The 19032-nt window shown below is 50.3% G+C and carries 14 protein-coding genes; 8 read left to right on the forward strand and 6 right to left on the reverse strand.

The window, feature by feature from the left end:
• From EL645_RS27585 to EL645_RS27600, 4 genes are all read left to right on the forward strand, one after another.
• Positions 1–2598 carry a lantibiotic dehydratase gene (locus EL645_RS27585; protein WP_126554626.1) on the forward strand — a complete coding sequence of 866 codons (2598 nt, stop codon included), beginning with the start codon at positions 1–3 and terminating at the stop codon, positions 2596–2598.
• Between the two features lie 54 nt (positions 2599–2652).
• Positions 2653–3987 (forward strand): penicillin acylase family protein, encoded by a 1335-nt coding sequence (locus EL645_RS27590; RefSeq protein WP_126554628.1) that lies wholly within the window; start codon positions 2653–2655, stop codon positions 3985–3987.
• Positions 3945–5165: a penicillin acylase family protein gene (locus EL645_RS27595; RefSeq protein ID WP_126554630.1), complete on the forward strand. Its 1221-nt coding sequence runs from the start codon at positions 3945–3947 to the stop codon at positions 5163–5165. The genes EL645_RS27590 and EL645_RS27595 overlap by 43 nt, the downstream gene beginning before the upstream one ends.
• A 138-nt stretch (positions 5166–5303) precedes the next feature.
• On the forward strand, positions 5304–5834 hold the full coding sequence (locus EL645_RS27600; RefSeq protein WP_126554632.1) for a hypothetical protein: 531 nt from the start codon (positions 5304–5306) through the stop codon (positions 5832–5834).
• 64 nt (positions 5835–5898) lie between these two features.
• Here the strand turns inward: EL645_RS27600 and EL645_RS27605 are convergent, their stop codons facing one another.
• The gene (locus EL645_RS27605) at positions 5899–6735 is read right to left on the reverse strand and encodes an IS5 family transposase (protein ID WP_126548740.1); all 837 of its coding nucleotides are present in this window, start codon (positions 6733–6735) and stop codon (positions 5899–5901) included.
• 85 nt (positions 6736–6820) lie between these two features.
• Between EL645_RS27605 and panD the strand changes: the two genes are divergently transcribed.
• Complete coding sequence (gene panD / locus EL645_RS27610) at positions 6821–7249, forward strand: aspartate 1-decarboxylase (RefSeq protein ID WP_126554634.1); 429 nt, start codon at positions 6821–6823, stop codon at positions 7247–7249.
• A gap of 88 nt (positions 7250–7337) precedes the next feature.
• On the opposite strand, the gene EL645_RS27615 is transcribed toward panD, so the two are convergent.
• From EL645_RS27615 to EL645_RS27625, 3 genes are all read right to left on the reverse strand, one after another.
• On the reverse strand, positions 7338–10076 hold the full coding sequence (locus EL645_RS27615) for a winged helix-turn-helix domain-containing protein (RefSeq protein WP_126554636.1): 2739 nt from the start codon (positions 10074–10076) through the stop codon (positions 7338–7340).
• Positions 10077–10237: 161 nt separating this feature from the next.
• On the reverse strand, positions 10238–10480 hold the full coding sequence (locus EL645_RS27620; protein WP_126554638.1) for a hypothetical protein: 243 nt from the start codon (positions 10478–10480) through the stop codon (positions 10238–10240).
• 64 nt (positions 10481–10544) lie between these two features.
• The gene (locus EL645_RS27625; RefSeq protein ID WP_126554640.1) at positions 10545–10733 is read right to left on the reverse strand and encodes a hypothetical protein; all 189 of its coding nucleotides are present in this window, start codon (positions 10731–10733) and stop codon (positions 10545–10547) included.
• Between the two features lie 455 nt (positions 10734–11188).
• Between EL645_RS27625 and EL645_RS27630 the strand changes: the two genes are divergently transcribed.
• The gene (locus tag EL645_RS27630; protein WP_126554642.1) at positions 11189–14467 is read left to right on the forward strand and encodes an AfsR/SARP family transcriptional regulator; all 3279 of its coding nucleotides are present in this window, start codon (positions 11189–11191) and stop codon (positions 14465–14467) included.
• A gap of 204 nt (positions 14468–14671) precedes the next feature.
• On the opposite strand, the gene EL645_RS27635 is transcribed toward EL645_RS27630, so the two are convergent.
• Positions 14672–15547 (reverse strand): patatin-like phospholipase family protein, encoded by an 876-nt coding sequence (locus EL645_RS27635; protein WP_126554644.1) that lies wholly within the window; start codon positions 15545–15547, stop codon positions 14672–14674.
• Between the two features lie 400 nt (positions 15548–15947).
• Entirely contained in the window at positions 15948–16883 is a 936-nt protein-coding gene (locus EL645_RS27640) for an AraC family transcriptional regulator (protein ID WP_126554646.1), read from the reverse strand.
• A 173-nt stretch (positions 16884–17056) separates the two neighbouring features.
• Here EL645_RS27640 and EL645_RS27645 point away from each other — a divergent pair, with 173 nt between their 5' ends.
• Together EL645_RS27645 and EL645_RS44610 are read left to right on the forward strand one after the other, a co-directional pair.
• A complete protein-coding gene (locus EL645_RS27645; RefSeq protein WP_126554648.1) occupies positions 17057–17782 on the forward strand; it encodes an SDR family NAD(P)-dependent oxidoreductase in 726 nt (241 codons plus the stop codon).
• A 4-nt stretch (positions 17783–17786) separates the two neighbouring features.
• Positions 17787–18950, forward strand: coding sequence for a histidine kinase (locus tag EL645_RS44610; RefSeq protein ID WP_281276426.1), 1164 nt, complete (start codon positions 17787–17789; stop codon positions 18948–18950).
• Positions 18951–19032 lie beyond the last annotated feature (82 nt).

The following is a 19032-nucleotide window of genomic DNA, read 5'->3' on the forward strand; positions in this document are numbered from 1 at the left end:
GTGCTTGACACACAAAGTAACACATTGGGAACATCGGTGGGTCTTGACGCCATCACTCCACCAGCAGCCAGCCTTCCATCTGACTCACCGCTCTTGATTCCTTTTTCGCAGCCCTCATGGTCGATCTGGAAATGGGCGGCCGTGCGAGGCGCTGGCTTTCCCGCAGAACTTATCCTGCGCGTCACGTCACCGGCCATCGCGGCCAGTGCCGATCAATTATTAACCGTAGAAAACCGGGTCGACCAACTACGCAGACAGGCCATCGAAATCGTTAATACAGAACAAGCTCAAGTTGAACCTGAGCAACGTCAGGTCTTGCAGAGAACGTATTGGAAATTAGTAAAAGGAAAGACGCCGGGACCCATTGGGTTTCAATCCGCATCTCAAGCAATCATTGAACAATACCTCACCATGCTGGACCAACTCAAGAAAGCGCGAGATGCATTTCAAAGTACGTACAATGCAACCCATATCCTTGAACACCAGGCAATTGGTGAGATAGCCGGGATAGAAGCAGTGCGCGAAGCTATCACCTGGCAAAACCGCGATGCAGTTAAAAAAGGAATTGCACAGATCACCAAAGAACAGCTCAAAGGTCCACCTAACGCCAAGCAGCGACAACATGAACAGCTGCTCGCTAACTACCTGCAGCGATACTGCGTCAAAAACGATAGCATCGGCTTCTTCGGCCCGGTTGGATGGTCGCAAATGGATCCCTCGACCAAAAGTATAGCGTTCAAAGCAGGTCCAGCATTGTTAGCCCGGCGCCAGGTCTATTTTGAAAGCTGGGGTATCGATAGCCTGGCAGAAGCGTTCGCATCTAATAAAGAGTTGAAACGCTGGTTCATTCCACGCCGTATCGCAACCACGGATATAGAGGGCACCAGGCTCTATCAGGGTTATGGACGCACCACCCATATCCTGCCAATTCAAGCGCTGGTACTCCTGGCCTGCGATGGTGTACGCACAGCCCAGGAGATTGCAACATTTCTGCTTACACAACCTGGCAAGCGATTTCGTACGGAAAAAGAAATATATAGCGTACTGGAGTATTTGCGCAACAAAGGTTTCATAGCATGGACCTTCGAAGTTCCAAATAGTACCCATCCCGAACAATTGCTCAAACAGCGTATCGCACACATCCCAGATAAACAACTCCGCCAACCGTTAGAGGACGCGATAGAGGAACTTGAACAGGCTCGCCAGCAAATCGCTACGGCGGCGGGCAACGCGACACAATTAGATCAGGCGCTTGCTCACCTGGATGAAACATTTACACGTCTGACAGACAAAGCGCCAACACGCCTGGCAGGGCAAACATACGCAGGACGAACGCTGGTCTACGAAGATTGCCAGCGTGACATCAATATAACTCTGGGTCGGGACATTCTTAAAGAACTGGAACCCGGTCTGCTCTTACTGCTCAAAAGCGCCCGCTGGCTGACCTATGAGACCTCCTTGCGCTATCGCCTCATCTTTCAGCAGATCTACAACAGCCTGGTCACTAATACAGGTTCGCCAGTGGTGGAGGCTTATCAATTCTGGGTGAGTGCCTCTCAATTCTTGTTTGAAGACCGCAAACAAAACACCCTGGAAGAGCTCAAGCAGCTTCTGCGCAAACGCTGGCAATCAATCCTGAAAATCGATCCAGATGTCCACCAGGTCAGCTACAGCAGTACTGAATTAAGCGCGCCCGTCCAGGAACAATTTCAGGCTCCCCATGCTGGCTGGAAATCGGCTCGCTTCCACAGCCCAGATATCATGATCGCTGCCCGTAGTGTTGAGGATATTCAGCGCGGGAATTATCAATTCGTCCTGGGTGAGATGCACGTGGCACGCAATACTATTGATTGTACCCTCTTTCTCAATCAGCACCCGGCACTGGATGAGCTCAAACAGGCACGCCATGAATCCGAACGTGACGCGCGCATCATCCCGGTCATTCCCAAACACTGGCAAGGTCTTACCGCGCGTACCATCCCGGGCCTTTCTTCGCCACAAGACTGGCGCCTGGTATTCTCTAATGATCCTATCGATACCCAGGGAAGCCGTACCCTACCGATCGGCACGCTGGTTATTGAAGACACTGATAAAGGGCTTGTAGTACGTACCAGGGACGGACAACACCAGTTCGATATTATGGAGGTCTTCGCTGATGCTCTCTCCCTGTTGATCATCAATGGATTTAGCCTGCTGCATCCCACCACGCATACCCCACGCGTCTCAATTGATCGCATTGTGGTGTGCCGGGAAACATGGCGTCTCCCTCTATCTGGCATGACATTCGCACAGGAGAACGATGAGCAAGCACGCTTTCTCGCTGCCCGTCGTTGGGCCAGACAACACCAGCTACCGCGCTGGGTTTTCGTCAAATTTCCCAACGAAACCAAGCCTTTTTATATCGATTTTGATAGCTGCACGTTTATCGACATCTTCTCAAAAGCCATTCGCCGCTTGCAGCAACATAGCCAGGATAACGTTACCATCACCTTGAGTGAAATGCTACCTCGTCATGAGGAAACCTGGTTATGCGATCAAACCGGCCAGCACTTTACCAGCGAGTTACGCATCGTCGCCGTTGATATGACCCGGGTATGATTATGAAAATTAGGATGTGCCAGCTCTGCTTCAGCAGAAGGCAAGAGGTTCACCATGCAATTTATATATCATAACCAGAAGAAAATTTTGAATCTGGTCCTGTCTCTTCTGGCATTGGGTGGAGTTCTTTTCATCAGCATTCGTGGATCAGGGGCACTCCCCCCATTAGGATCAACATTTAATCCAGGTACTGGTATTTGGACGACAGCACAAGATGCCAGATTGCCAGACAATCAAATTCTGCCTTTAGCAGGACTGGATAAAGAGGTACAGATACGCTACGAGTCAAACGGAACAGCTCACATTCAGGCACAAACCACCCATGACCTCTTTATGAGCATTGGCTATCTACATGCAAAGAATCGTCTTTTTCAGATGGATCTTATGCGTAGACAGGGAGAAGGGTTACTATCGGAAGTCACTGGAGCCTCGGCGCTCTCTTCAGATCAATTTGAACTGCAGCTTGGACTGCTGCGTTCGGCTCAGTTAGAATGGCAACAGACGCCTGCCACTGATCCGGCCAGACAGGTCATCATCGCCTACACCCAGGGCGTAAATGCTGTTATTGCACAAAACGAACAGCAGGGCACATTGCCACTACTATTCAAGCTGCTCAACTACCAACCCGCTCCCTGGACACCCGTGGATACGCTGGTTATTCAACGCGTCTTAACGCAGACCCTGACCTTTACCAGTGGGCCGTTAGAATATAATGTACTGATTCACTCACTGGGCTACCAACGCACCATGCAATGGTTTCCTATCCTAGCAGCCAATGAGCAGCATCCTTACGATTCGGGGCCTTATCAGCAACATAGCCCAATCCCATTACCCATCCAGCAACAAACAGCTAGCTCTGCAGGCATGCAATCGACGATTGCTGCTCTCTCGGAGCTACAAGCACTGCCACCAGCGGCAATTCATCATGAGTCAAATAGCAATAACTGGGTCGTCGACGGCACAAAAACAGCTTCCGGTAAGCCCTTAATGGCTGGCGATCCCCATCTCGACCAGACGTTACCCTCAATCTGGTACCAGATCGAGGCCAGTTCTCCTCAATATCAGTTTGCTGGCGTTAGTGTACCGGGACTTCCCATTATCCTGATCGGACACAATACTACCATTAGTTGGAGCATTACCAACACCCAGAATCAATCTACCCTGTATTACCAGGAAAAAACCAGCTCCGACCATCCGCACCAGTACTACTGGAACCACATGTGGAGGCCAACGCAGCAAATCCACTACACAATTCCCGTAAAAAATAGCCCTCCTATCCCCTTCACGGTGGAAACAACGGTCCATGGTCCCATCATAACGAAGGCAGGCCAGACTATGTCGGTCTGGTGGGCGGGGCACTGCAATCTCCAGACCTGGATGCCATGCTAGGCATTGTCCGGTCCACCACATTTGTAGACTTCAAAAACGCCTTGCGTAGCTGGCATGCACCAACACAAAACTTCGTGTACGCCGATAAAAACGGCAACATTGGCATGATTTCAGCTGGATACTTTCCTCAAGTAAAATCCGGCCAACCCTGGCTCCCTTTATCTGGTACAGGTGAAGCCGACGTCATAGGAACCATTCCTTTTGATGATCTGCCACAGGCCTATGATCCGCCAGATCACATGCTCTTCTCAGCCAATCAACGGGTCGTGACACCCAATTATCCTTACTATATTGGAACATCACTTGACTTCTTCGACCCTGGCTATCGCGCCGACACCATTTATCATACGCTTAACCAGGCCCATCACCTGACAATAGCCGATATGCAACACCTACAGCAGGACACCCATGATTATCTGGCACAGGAGATGATACCAAAACTGCTTACAGCGATCAGTAACCAGCCGCCTCGCACATTACAAGAGCGACAAATCATATCGCTATTGCGCGACTGGGACGGTAATATGAGCACGAATTCAGTGGCGGCCACCTTCTGGATAGCCTTCGGCGGACAGTATCTCTATGATACATTTCATCCCTGGTGGCAACATTTTCAGGTCCCGGAAAAGCAAGACAACAAGTTAGCAATTACGCCCGCTACTGGCTCGGCTGCCAGCGTGATCCTGACAGAAGATCTGGAAAACTGGACGCTGCACGATCCCCAGAATGCCGCTTTTTCCCTGCCCAATGGTACCAGGCGCGTCGCAGCCGAAGTGATGCGACAGGCTTTTAGCGAAACGGTTGTCGGTCTGGCTGACACGCTTGGTAACAATATACACAATTGGCAGTGGGGGCAGGTCCATTCCCAGGTCATTCCATCCCTCTCGCGCATCCTTTCCCTGGGGACAGTGCCCCGCCCTGATAGCGGCAACAGCCGTACAGTCAATGCCGCAGATGGGGCTCCAATCGCTACAGCCGGACCCAGCTGGCGCTTTATCATGGACTGGGGCAGCAATCAGGGCATAGGTATTTACCCGGGCGGCCAAAGCGAAAATCCGGTTTCTGATTGGTATGATAACCAACTCAACACATGGTGGACAGGACATTATTATCCAATGTACACCTCAAAGCAATTGACAACTATTCCGGGTTTGCACACCTGGACGCTCCAGCCGTGATCGATCTTACGGTATCCCTGCCAGTGCCTCAGCACAGTAGCACTGGAGCCTGCGCATACACAAAAATGAGAGCTACAATAGCGGCTCATCAGTAGCGCCACCAAATATGGCATTCATAACATGAGGAATAAGGACACAATGAAAAACGAGCAACCATTAAAACAGACCCGTATGTGGCCTGGGAACAAATCCAATAGATTATTGTTACCGGCCACACTTATTGGTAGTGCATTGGTCTGGGTAGGTAATCATCACGGCCTCTGGTGGCTGATCATTATAACTGGCATGGGTTTTGGTTGGCTCATACGAGGAAAGAACCTGCACTTGATAGCCACCTGCACTACAGCCCTGGCAGGGTGGGGAGTAGATCTGTTATGGCAGGCACGCAACGCAAATATTGTAGAAACGGCGGCTGTAGTTGGAGGCATCATCGGCCTCCCACCAGCCTATAGTAGTTCGATCGTCATCGTATTCACTCTCATGCTAGCCTGGTTGCTATGTGCCAGCGGAGACTGGGTAGGAACCGCCTCGCGCCACCTGATCATTGCAGCGATAACACCACAAGCACACAGTCCCAATCCGGGCCTTCGGGATACCGACAGGCAAGATAGACCCGCTAAAGCTCACATCGCAACACAACCAGCCACATGTGAAAAAGTATATCAGTGATCCTTAATGGGTAGCTGTAGAGACAGATTTATACACAATGTTGTATTAGATCTTATCCGAAAACCTAATGATGAGAAGCATACTGAAAACAAATGAGTCCGCAAGCCAGCTGCAAGAACGCTTGATACGTTTGACCAAGCTTTTCCCAGCGGACCAGCAAGCGGCGCCACCGATTGAGCCAGGAGAAAAAGCGCTCGACCACCCATCGACGCGGCGTTTTTCCTGGTTCCAGGCTGTTGGCTTCTTCCTGGGGAGGCTGATACCACGTGTGGTACTTCCGGTTGAGCCGCACGTGTGGTTCATAGCCTCGTTCATAGAGCTCACCATAGATTGCCTCATGATCATACGCCGCATCCAAGCACAGGTTTTGAGGATGCTCCACGGTGGGTTCTGGTTGTTCAGCGACGAGAGCATCCAGGGTGGAGAAAAGCAGCTTGCTATCATGGCGGTTGGCCCCATCAATGCACAGCGCCAGGGGCAAGCCACGGCGATCACACAGAATGCTCCGTTTGGTTCCCTGTTTGCCGCGATCGGTGGGAGCGGGGCCGACGGCGGCTCTGGCGAAAGGGGCTTTCACGGTCGAGCTGTCGGCGCTCTGCCAGTCCCAGCTGATGCCGACCAAGTCGTCATAGTGTTGCAGGCCAGCCTGCCACAAGCGCTCAAAGACGCCTTGGGCTTCCCACTCGCGGAAGCGGTCATAGACGGTGCTGGATGCTCCCAACTCACGAGGCAGGGCGTTCCATTGAATGCCGGTTCGCAACACATAGACGATGGCGGCAAACATCTTGCGATCATCGGCTGCAGGCCTTCCGCCTTTGGGATGCGGCGGCCGTTCTGGGATCAGGGGGCGTACGCGTTCCCACAGTTCATCGCTGACTTCCCACGGTCGTGTTCGTACCATCGTTGTTCACCTCATCGTTTTTTGTCTGTATTGTATCACTGGTTTTCGGATAAGGTCTTAGTTGAGACAAAGGAGAAAGATACTGATGAGACGTACCATGTGCAAAGGAAAAATTCATCGCGCCACCGTTACGCAGGCCAATCTCAATTATGTAGGTAGCATTACAGTCGATCAGGATCTGCTAGATGCCGCCAATATTTATCCCTACGAAAAAGTTCAGGTGGTTAATATTAACAATGGAGCTCGACTGGAAACATATACCATCGCGGGAGCACGTGGATCGGGGGTGATCTGTCTCAATGGCGCGGCCGCGCGTATGGTAGCGGAAAAAGATATCGTCATTATCATCAGTTATGCTGACTGCCACGAAGAAGAGATTCGCACATTGAAACCACACATTGTTTTTGTGGATGAAAATAATCAACTTATTGAGCAAAAAGTGGTTGATCTGAACGAAATGCTTCCCACTAACCAGTTTGATGAGAACCTGCAAACAACGTTCGTCTATTCCTAGAAAGCCTGACTGGCCAGTGAAACACAATAGCCCGGGATCACATAGTAGCATCCCGGGCTATTGTGTTTCACTGGCCTTCAAGTTTTATCTATTCCAAAACCAGCAGTCCAAGTTCCTGAGCGCGTACAACCGCCTGCGTACGATTGCTCACATCCAATTTTGAAAAGATGCTGCTTACATGTCCCTTGACGGTGCTCAATGTGACCATCAGCCTGGCTCCAATTTCCTGATTGGAAACGCCATTCCCAAGCAGCCTGAGCACATCAAGTTCGCGCTCACTTAAAAGTGAGACGATTTCAACCGTCGGATGAGCAACTTCAACCTCGATATCGGCGGACTGAAAGGCTTTCAATACGGTATCAATGAACGGAAGTCCGCCACATGACCGATTTGCTAGCGACTTTATCAAAGGCGCGATATATTCACCAAAATCAATGAAGCAGCGTAGATAATTCTCTTGCTGCGCAATATATAAGGCCTGTTCTAAGATGTTGCTGGCCACATCGGATTGTTGCAGCAACTGGTGAGCTTGCACCTGTAAGAGCAAAATCCTGAGCAAATCACCACGGCGTTCCTGCGCACTCGCCTGTGCTGCCAGCGGATCTAATAATTCAAGGGCTTCTTCAGCCCTATGAAGGTTGAGCAAAACATGGACGCGACCAATATCTTCATGTTCCTGCACATAGACCTGGTGTGTTACCCGATGCTCCAGCAGTTTCTCACTCCAATACGCTGCTCGCCGTACCTCTCCGCATGCCAGACAGATCTGGATTTGCAGGTCCACGTAGAGACTACCAGGATAATAAGCACCATTGGAACGCATCATCAGACGCTCGCCCTGTAGCAAGGCGGCCGAGGCGTCTTGCCATTGGCTCGTTGCGATACAGATGCGCGCTAACTGCAGATATCCCTTTTCCAGAAATAACGATATATTTGCTTGCTCTAAAGCATCAATACCCTGTTTCACCAGTTGACGAGCTACCTCAAGTTGATTCCACTCATAGAGAATACAGCTCTGCTGAATATAGACACATCCCAGGGTTGCCAGGTTCTCGGCCTGGCCCTCTTCGACATTCTGAACTGCCTGACATAACAGACGCCACGCTTCCCCCAGGTAACCCTGTTGCATCAGATACATAGCCTGTGAACTTACGCATACTAACAATAAGGGGAAGTGCTCGGCAGTAAGGGCTAATATCGACGCATCAAAGGCACTTCTAGCTGCCTTTTCTGCTTCACCATAATAATAATGCACATATGATTCAGCCAGTGATACCAGTGCTCGATGCGCGAAATCATTTTCCGCCAATAATTGGCGCGCCTTTTGGCATAAACTTAACACTGCAATAGCATCATCGGGCAGCGTTATATATGCGCGATAGACCGTTTGTACCCCTATTAGATGCTGAACCCTTTGAAATGGGTCAGATATAACCTGCTGACCCATGGCAATTAAGCGTTCCTGACATACCAACAGGGACGACTCGGCCTCATCTAACCACCCCGCTGCTAGAGATCTTGCATCAGACAGGTATAGTACATAGGCGTAAAGCAAACAAAGTACTGGCCTTGCCTGTATCACAGAAACTGGAAGACGCTGTAACCATCCAGTCACGTTTGCAATGCCATAACCAGGCAAGGTCGAAGGAAGGCCAGCCTGCTCAATCAAGGTAGCGCAGCGCTGCCATTCTTCAGCACGTAGCGCATATTCAATGGCACGAGCAAAATCCTGCTGGCGTTCATACCACGCGCTCACACGATGATATAAACCAGGCAATAAATAGCCATGATTTTGCTCCATCATCTCCCGCAAGAACTGCGCCCAAAGAGGGTGGTAGCGGTACCAGCCCGTTTGCTGATGCAAGGGAAAAAGAAATACATTTGCCTTCACTAGATACGATAAGATATCCTGGCTATCACTCAACTCCAGCAGTTCGTTACACAAAGGTGCAGATAACTGCTCTAACATCGCGGTACGCAACAGGAAGATCTGTATCGATTGCGGCTGGCGTTGGAACACTTCTTTCAAGAAATATTCACGCACATAGGAAGTCTTCTCATACCCTCTAACAAGCTCGGAGGCAGGCAGTGAAACGCCATCAGGATGAGAAAGTGCGAACGCCATTAATCTCACACCAACAATCCAGCCTTCGGTACGCTGTGTAAGTTCCTGGATAACCTCTTCACCCAGATCCAACTCCATCACCTCTGACAAAAATGCTCTAATTTCCTCGCGCGTGAAACGTAACTCTTCACCACGTATTTCAAGCAATCGACCATAACCTCGCAATCGTGCCAACGGCAATGGAGGGTCCTGGCGCGTTGATAGTACCAGATGGAGTTGAGGGGGAAGCAGTTCCAGCAAAGTGATCAAAGAGACATAGATAGCAGGCTCATATAAGTGCTGGCAATTATCAAGCACCAGGGTAACATTGGCAACATCGGACTTCTCTAGAGCGACAAAGAGGGCATGAAGGATATCTGACAATACAAACTCGTGTGAGCCATGTAATATAACAAGGGCGGGTTGGCTCAGGCCAGGAATACACGCGTCGAGTGCAGTAAGCACACACTCCCAGAACCGACGCAGATCATTATCACGCTCATCTACTGTAATCCAGGCGACTGATCGAGGGCTCTCTTTCTGAGAGCTCAACCAATCACAAAGTAACATCGTCTTACCAAAACCAGCAGGTGCAGAAATCAGAGTCAGTTTATCCGCGCTGCCCTCAGTGAGACGATCTTTCAAACGAAAACGAGGGATAAGCACATGTGGGGGCACGGGCACACAAAACTTTGATGTGAGAAATAGTTTCTGTAATAGCATAGCTTCTACTCAATCACCCTTTGTAAAAAGCCATCTCAGCTCTTCTTCTATTGCCAATAATCCAATAATTCACGATCTTTTGCCATACATCTTATAAGGTTCAAAATTGAAGAGAGGTCATCCTTCTTCAAAAGAACCAGATAACCATAGGCATGCCGCCATCAGTCTTCTTTAAAGGTATCTGACCTCTTTGAAGCTGACGGTAAAATTAAGTGTTCCATGAGATACTGGCTTAGCGTATAAATGGTATCCCTCTCAGCATGATTGAGAAGATCACATTCCTCTTGCGTTAAATGGAAACCCTTTTCACAAACCGCATGGCATGGATCTAACAATAGCGCTTTGCAAAAAGTCTGATCGACAGAAGCCAGCCCCAATATCATGTGTATGTCTTCTTTAGACAAAACTACTTTCCTTATCTAAAACAGGAACAGAACACAGATGTATCCTGTACCAGGAGAATCAAGGCTAGGGCCAGGGATCAACATCATGGATAGAAGATGTTTGTGCCAGCGCCTGCCATGCGTCGGCATGCTGGCCACGAGTTACAGTGAAAAAAACTATACAAATAATGAGTAAGCATGCTACTACAAACAGCCAGTGCAAATATCGATTGGGCAGGCGTAAAATTTGTGTGATAACCCAGAAGCTCTTCATGACTTTACCCTTTCTTTCTGGAAGACGATTTTCATTTGTTACATTATCTGAGAGTCAGTATAAATAGAGACAGTTAAAAATGAGTCAAAAAAGCAACCGGCAAAATTAAACAAAAATGCTAACTAGAAAATTGCGGTGGGCGCGTTAGTTAAAGAAGCCAGCTCTCCCTGCGCATATATATTACCTGTGTTTGAGGATAATCAGGTTATTTTGCTAGCCATAACCTGGCGGGCTATGCTTGATTTAAGCGATGCGCATAGTGTATATACTGTGTAAGGGTAGAAATCAAGCTATGTGTATATAAAAAATTTGTGTTCTTGACCGTTTACCAACCGTTGGGGTGTCGCTACAATTATCTAATAAGTCTCCACACCATTCACATTTTTGATCGAGCGCCTGTATGTATTCTACAAACGCTCGATCCAGGCCAGCATGAGCAAAAAGGAAGAAATACTGTGCGCCAGACTCATATGTTGAGAAAATTTGCTGCACCAGAATTACCACCAGTTGTCTTGCATCGACCACACCTGACCGATATTTTACAGAGAACCTTCACTCATTCCACAACAAACACAGCGACCTGGCACAAGCTTTTATTGTTGTGCTCGCCTGCGGGGTATGGCAAAACAACCCTGTTAGCAGATTTCGCACGTCATGCAACGGTTCCTTGCTGCTGGTTGATGCTTGACTCTCTCGACAATGATACATATGCATTCTTAGACCTGGTATTAACAAGCATTAGCCAGCGTTTCCCACAGATGGAAACCCTCCTGCACAACATCATTGCCGACTCCAGCACCAGAGATATTGATCAACCATTGGATATGGGATACTTTGAAAGGCTCGTCGACACGCTAGTAGCAACGATTGAGCATCATATCACGCAGCCATTTGCCATTATCCTTTGCAACTATCACGAAGTCAATGCCAACAAGGAAATTAATCACCTGGTTAATCGACTGCTACAAAACCTACCATGCGGCTGCACAATTATTATTGAGAGTCGAGCGGTACCGCACCTGGAATTCACGCCACTGCTGGCACGACGGCAAATGGTAGGTATTGGGACCGAAGAACTCCGTTTCAGCGTGGATGACATCTGCAATCTCACGCGTATGCTCTACACGGTACCCTGCTCTACCGATGACGCAGAGCAACTCTGTACGACCTTTGATGGCTGGATATCAGGCATCCTGTTGGGAACGCGCCTCGGCAACAGCCATGTGTTACCTATACACAAGCAAAGCGGCTCGATATCTTTCAGTACCATGACACCGGTCGATCAACAGCATTTATTCGCTTACCTCGTATCTGAAGTATTTACAAATGAGCAAGAAGTCTATGCCTTTCTCAAAAATATCTCGATCCTGCAACAAATCACGCCCGAGCTCTGTGATGCATTGCTCTCGACAGAAGGATCCTCTGAACGTCTCAATTATATCGTGCAGCAAGGCCTGTTTTTAACGCGCAGCCACCAGGACAATGAGCCATTGTATTCTTGCCCCCCTGTTCTAAAAGAAATATTAGTCAATGAGTTGCGCAACACCGATCCTCAACAATATAAACACTTACATAAAAAGGCGGCTTTCATATTTAGCGATAGAAATGATGAACAGCAGGCAATCAAACATGCGTATGCCGCTGAGGAACCAGCTCTAGCCGCACAGTACATTCGCCGCATTGCCTATACAATCTTGCGTAAAGGTTATTCAGAGAATCTGGCCGCCTGGATCGATGCCTTACCCCAGAACATCCTTTTTCATGATCCACTGCTGCTGCTTGTTCGAGCTCACCTCCATCTTATGCGATTTGAGACCAATCAATCGCTGCCATTTCTAGAGCAAGCTACAACCCTCTGTCACGACATACCTCCCGAGCAGACTAGCCTGCTTCATCCCAATCTGGCAGCAGAAATATTGATCGCAAAAAGTGTAGCACTATTCCGCAATGGAGAATATATTCGCACGCAGCAGGTATGCCAGCAGGCTCTGGAGCTGCTGCCGGAGCACGAGATAGAGCTCCGCACGCAGGTCTATCAACGGCTGGGAGCCTGTTCCTGCCTGCTAAATGATCCCACCAGCGGCATTGCCCAGTTACAACAGGCCCTACAGCTGTGGGGCCACAATATAGAAACCCGCCAGACAGCTTTGCTCCATACCTATCTGGCCAACGCTTACAATATGGTCAGCAATTATGTATTATCCGAGCATCATCGAAAAAGAGCCATTATGTACTTTGAACATCTCGGCGATGACTGGGGAAAGCTGCATAACCAGATTGGCCTGAGCACAACCAAACGGCTTAAAGGAGAGCTAACCGAAGCCAAGATTATTGCGCAAGAAACGCTGCAGACGACACGCCACCTCCATTTTATGAGTGGTGAAGCGTACGCCTTGATTACGCTGGGGGAAATCTACCAGGACGAGGACCTTTATGAACAGTCCCTGGTCGTAGCAGAGGATGCATTGACGCTATCGCGCCAACTACACGACAACTATTTGACAAACTGCGCACTATGCATTCTGGCCTTAAACTATTTATTTATAGGTGATCCCCACACTGCGCTACTGTATGTAGAGGAGGCCCAAATTAATAATAGTGACATGCTGAGTTATGAGGGAATACTCTGCAATGTTACCCGAAGTATCATTTTTTTCCGGCAGCAGCGCTATAGCGAGATGCTCGCGTGCCTCTCGTTCATCGACCACTCGCAACACCTGGCCAACGCCAGACCTCTTCAACTACGCGCCATGCTCTACCGAACTGCTTGCTACCTGGCACAGAATAAACAGGAAGCGGTGCAAACTTCACTGAGCGAAATAAAGGTACTTATGGAACAGCATCAGCTTAAACATCTGGCCAATCTTGAGCTACACCGCCTACCAACATTAAAAGAAGCAATCGAAGCAGAGGAGAAACAGCAAAAAACGCTTGCATACAGTCAACCAGACACATTAGAACTAGCCCCATCAATAACGCTGGTAGAGAGTACGGAGAAAGTTCATACCATAAGCATCTACGCCCTTGGCGAGCCTATCGTACTGCTTCAGAACAAACCCATAACACGCTGGCGTATGATGCGCTCTATGGAGCTCTTCTTTTATCTGTTACATGCCAACCGCCCTGTGCATAAAGAACAGATTATGACAGATTTGTGGCCTGAACCAGATGATCACATGGAACAAAATCTGCGCGCCACCATCTATTATCTGCGCAAGGTACTGGGCGAAACGATCATTGTACATAAAGCAGGTACATACACACTCAACCTTGCCATGGCCGACGAGCAGAGTGTATGGTACGACGTCGAACAGTTTCAGATCAACATCGATAAGCTGCGCCAGGACCTGCCGACAGCTGAAAAAATAGTGACCTTACACACCATCATCAAACTCTATCGTGGCCATTATCTACAGACACTCTACAGCGACTGGTGCTCACAACCACGAGACATGCTAAAGCAAGCCTATTTTCAGTCACTGCGCCAATTAGCACTCATTTACTGGGAAAATGAGCAGTTCGACGCCAGCATCGAGCAGTGGCAAAAAATGCTGCTTGTCGATAACTGCTACGAGGAAGCGTATTATGGCATCATGCGTTGCTATATAAAAACAGGTAAGCGCAACCTGGCTATTCGCCAATATCAATTATGCGCATCTGTGCTGAAAAACGAATTGACGATTGAACCGGGTCCATCAATACAAAAACTCTTTAAGACGTTGAGCCAGGGGTAGCGCCAATGCATCTATCAAATCTCCTCCTTTGACTTGCAGTGGTGTTGTTTCAGGTATCACTTCTTACGGATACAAAGCCGAAACAATGTTTGATGTTTCGGCTCGTAAAATAAGGACATGTTGATAGCCTATTTCACCAGTATGATTCTCGTTCGTAAAAGAGGATGCTTTTTCATAATTGATGGCGTTTCATTAGCGTATGGACTACTTATGCCATAGAGCCGCCACGCGGGCAGCTTCGTGCTGGCTCTGCTCTCGACCCAGATTGGCGGCGATTCCTCGCAAGGTTGGATCAAGCGCATTGCCTCCGGCAGCTGCCAAAGCAGCCTTCATCGCTTCGTCGGGCGTGATGACTTCGATCTGTGCTCCCTCGCGCTGCAAGCGCTCTATTTGCTCCTCTAAGCTTTCCAGTATTGCAAATGGAGGAATATCGGGCTGGAGTACTAGTATCTTGTCGAAGCCAGCGGCCAGATCTAGATTTGCCATCGAATAACATCCACCATCGATATAGCGACTCTGATTGACTGTAGTTGGTGGCCATACATAAGGTACTGCGCTACTCGCCATTACCGCGTCGACTAACTCAACCTCGGACTCACGTGTAAAAATAGTTCGCTCGCCACTGAATGCATCAACAGCGACGATTTCTAGCGGGCTTTCGGGCCAGCTATGCACCGGCAGACGTGAGGCAATTACCTCCCGGCGTTGGGCCTCGGACATTGTAGGAGCAGCGAGCGCTAGAGCGCCCATACGTTGCATGATCTCAGAATGAGTCCCTCCTTCTTCGAAAGCATGTGTGAAATCAGCTACCATCTTCGCGAAGTCGGGCTGAGGCGCCAATTCATGAGCCTGTAACGCTGGATCAACCTGACGCTGAAAGAGTTCATCTAGCGACAGGCCGCTGGTGATCTGCGCCGCAACATTAGAACCTGCTGAAGTTCCTAAAAAGAGATCGGCATTGCGAACATCTATCCCAGCATGAGCCAATCCGACAAGTATTCCAGTCTCCCAGGAAATTCCCGCAATACCTCCTCCACCAAGTACGAGTGCTTTCGTTTGTTGTTGTTTTGTCTTTGTCATCTGTTGATCTCGCTTCTGTAGAAATTTCATCTGAAACTGCTGGAGAAAAGTGAACCGTCCATTGTCTCCCTCGGTTTCATGTTCCGTAGAGCAGCGCCGCCGCATGGTTTCTCTGCAATGAATGCGAAAGAAAAGAGGTACGCTTTGCCATGCGGGTACTCCTCTCAGCAAAGCATACTACAAGAATGGCGACAACGTTATGTCACCATTGGGTATACATCCGCTTCCTGCTGAACACGCAAGCTGGGAGTGGTACCTGAACGCGATCTCTTTGCTCATGCGTTTGATCTTCTCCCAGGTGATTTTCACCCCGATCTCCCATTTGAGGTAGTCAGTACAGGATTTCGTCACCTGATTCTCCCGGTCTTCGCCCATGTCTCTAATGTAAGCCTACGCTCTGTCACATCATGGAGACTGGTTCCCCAAGCTTCTGATATTTGGCCGGGGGCATGCCGACCTCTCGCTTAAAGGCCTTGCGAAAGGCCACTTCTGACTCGTAGCCAACAAGTTCTGCGATCTTTTCCATCTCGACGTTGTTTTTGAGCAAACGGGTCGCTCTGTGCATACGCCAACGGGTCAGATACGTGATGGGTGGCTCACCTACCAGACGGGTAAAGCGAGCAGAGAAGACCGCGCGGGAGAGTGCCACTGCCTCCGCCAGTTCCTCAACCTTCCACCCGCGTTCAGGCGATTGATGGATCAGACCCAGAGCCGTGCTGATGGAATGATCGTGGAGCGCTGCTAACCATCCAGTTGAGGCCCCCGCTTGCTGCTCCGCCCAGATCCGGATGATCTGGATGAAGAGTAGTTCGGTTAATCGCCTGAGCATCACTTCCGTTCCCAGTCGAGGTGCAGCTGCTTCACGTGCGATCAAATGCACAATCTCAGTGAAGCCCGGCGCTATGTGACCCTGTTCGGTGGGAATGTGAATCACTTTTGGCAAGCTGTGCAGCAAGGGAAATGCTTTCGAATGTTCCAAACGGAACGCGCCACAGAGCACGACCATCTTTGATCCCTCATCTATATCTGGGAAGGCTCGGAGCTCACTTTGCGCGGAATACGCTATATGCGAGACCCCGGTCAGGGGTGACGTGAGCTCATCGCAGATTGAGTGAGCGTGCCCAAAGGGAAAGAGTAGGACACCCCCACCCTCGATTCTCATCGGCGGTGTTGGATCTCCTTCAAAAGAAAGGTAGCCACCACCAGAGCTGAGCAGGTGAAAGATCATATCCTGACTGGCGGCAAATTTGTAGCGCCACGGAGGTACAAGCGCTCTACGTGCAGTGACCTGCCCTTTCAGTTCGAGTGCATTCAGGACATCGGTGAGCACGTCCATAGGTTTCTCCTCTTTTAAGACGATCAGACAACTCTTTGAGACCATCTAGCATAGATGTTCTCGGCATCCAAAGATATACTCGGTTTGTACTTGTAATTCGCAAGTGGGTCTATTCTCTTAACAAGTTATTCCAAATACGTCAAGAGAAAGAGGAAAGAAGGAGTCAAAATCTTATGAGCATTACAGGCAAAACAATTTTGATCACAGGCACCAATCGCGGCCTTGGGAAGGCATTGGTTGAGGAAGCCTTGAGGAGAGGCGCGAAGCAGGTGTATGCCGGTACGCGTGTCCCAATGGAACATTCAGATAAGCGCGTCACGCCTTTGCCCCTGGATATAACAAATGCGGCCCACATTCAGGCAGCGGTCGAGAAGGTCACATCTCTTGATATCCTCATCAACAATGCCAGTATCGCGCTTTCTGATGATGTGAGCAATCGGACCGCGATTGAAGAGCATCTTGCTGTCATCTTCTTCGGCACATATGACATGACCCAGGCCTTCCTGCCGCTCCTTACTCGTTCTCGCGGAGCCATCGTCAATGTCCTATCCGTGGCCGCCCTGGCTGCCTTGCCGGTCATTCCCCCTTACTCAATCGCAAAGGCAGCCGCGTTCAACCTGACGCAATCACTCCGCGCTTTGTTGGCTGGACAGAGCGTCAGCGTTCATGCTGTCCTCCCCGGACCGATAGATACCGAGATGTCCCGATCCCTGGACATACCAAAGACCTCTCCAGAGTCCGTCGCGCGAGCTCTCTTCGACGGAGTGGAAAAGGGAGAGGAAGAAATCTTTCCCGATCCCATGTCTGAGTCCCTGGCAGAGAGCTGGCGCAGTGGTGCGGTCAAGGAGCTTGAGCGCCAGAATGCGACCTTGGTAGCCACAGAGAGGGACAAGTCATGAGCACATGGCCAGGCCGCCCGGCGAAGGCAAGCGCATTCATCGGACAGACCTGACACGTTGTATCCTTGCTGAGACCGACGAGCAGGCAGGGCACCAATCCCCGGATGGGCACATGCCTTCTTCCCTGGAGAGAAGGAGGCATATGGTCTCATTGGCACCGTGGAAACCATCAGAGAGCGTCTCGCCACAGCTACTCACCTGGGACGCGAACCAAAAACCTCAGCGTTCAAAGCGCGGCACAGCAGCCGATTGTGCTCGTGGGTCCAGTCTGGACCCACGAGCACAATCGGCGCGCGTACACTTGATTTACCTGGTGGCAAACGTCGATCGCAGGTGCTTGCTGTTGACGACCACGACGACGCCAAGCAGGAGGAGCCCGCAGACGCCCTGTTCAACCTTCATCCACACCGGGAAGAGGCCGGGGAGCATGATGATGGTCACGATGGCCACCAACATGATCACTGAAACGATCCGTAGGCGGAGATATCCACTGCCGGAGCCACGGGCCATCTGGACAACGAAGAGGGTTGTGAGCAAGGCGCTGGCTGCGACAATGGTTCCGCGAATCCAGACAGCCGGTGTCACGATTTATGGTGCCTGGCTCTTGATCTATCATATCGGGAGACGACGCTCCCATCCCTGGTGGTTGCTTGCTCTGTTCTGCCTGGCCTGCGCCTCCCTCTTGATCCCCTTGCCGAGTACCAATGTCTATTGGCTCCCAATCCTGCCGACGACGACTGCTTGTTTGATGACGGCAACCAGATCACGGCTCCCTGGTGCACTCGCGGCAGGCGCCCTCTGGCTAAGTACCAGCCTCGCGCTCAGCCTCCTCACCAGGCAGTGGTATATCGGTGGCCAGGTGATCCTCCTGATCTCGTTTTGCTCCACCTGTGGATGCGCGGCGACGATCCGCGAACTCGCGCTGGCCCATACGCAACTCCAGGCGTATAGCGCTCAGGTGGAGGAACTCTCGGTTATCCGCGAGCGCAACCGGATTGCACGTGAGATCCACGACACGCTCGGCCATGCACTGACATTACTCGCGGTCCAGTTGGAAACAGCCACGCAGCTCGAAGCGCGCGGCGATCCCCGTCTGCTCTGGCTTCGGGCTGCTGGGTATGGGCGAGCGCGTGGCGCTCCTGGATGGGACGCTGCGGGCTGGCCCTGAACCCGGGCACGGCTGGCGCGTCGAAGTGGTGCTCCCGCGGAAGATTCGGGGGCAAGCGGAAGTCAACGAAACCAGGGAGAAA

Origin of the sequence: Dictyobacter kobayashii (assembly GCF_003967555.1) — a bacterium.
GTDB lineage: Bacteria > Chloroflexota > Ktedonobacteria > Ktedonobacterales > Ktedonobacteraceae > Dictyobacter > Dictyobacter kobayashii.

What these genes read in the sequence shown, in the direction of transcription:
- EL645_RS27625 (WP_126554640.1), bottom strand. Translation starts at nt 10,733, where the DNA reads ATGAAGAGCTTCTGGGTTATCACACAAATTTTACGCCTGCCCAATCGA.
- EL645_RS27600 (WP_126554632.1), top strand. Translation starts at nt 5,304, where the DNA reads ATGAAAAACGAGCAACCATTAAAACAGACCCGTATGTGGCCTGGGAAC.
- EL645_RS27635 (WP_126554644.1), bottom strand. Translation starts at nt 15,547, where the DNA reads ATGACAAAGACAAAACAACAACAAACGAAAGCACTCGTACTTGGTGGA.
- panD (WP_126554634.1), top strand. Translation starts at nt 6,821, where the DNA reads ATGAGACGTACCATGTGCAAAGGAAAAATTCATCGCGCCACCGTTACG.
- EL645_RS27640 (WP_126554646.1), bottom strand. Translation starts at nt 16,883, where the DNA reads ATGGACGTGCTCACCGATGTCCTGAATGCACTCGAACTGAAAGGGCAG.
- EL645_RS27605 (WP_126548740.1), bottom strand. Translation starts at nt 6,735, where the DNA reads ATGGTACGAACACGACCGTGGGAAGTCAGCGATGAACTGTGGGAACGC.
- EL645_RS44610 (WP_281276426.1), top strand. Translation starts at nt 17,787, where the DNA reads ATGGCCAGGCCGCCCGGCGAAGGCAAGCGCATTCATCGGACAGACCTG.
- EL645_RS27590 (WP_126554628.1), top strand. Translation starts at nt 2,653, where the DNA reads ATGCAATTTATATATCATAACCAGAAGAAAATTTTGAATCTGGTCCTG.
- EL645_RS27615 (WP_126554636.1), bottom strand. Translation starts at nt 10,076, where the DNA reads ATGCTATTACAGAAACTATTTCTCACATCAAAGTTTTGTGTGCCCGTG.
- EL645_RS27645 (WP_126554648.1), top strand. Translation starts at nt 17,057, where the DNA reads ATGAGCATTACAGGCAAAACAATTTTGATCACAGGCACCAATCGCGGC.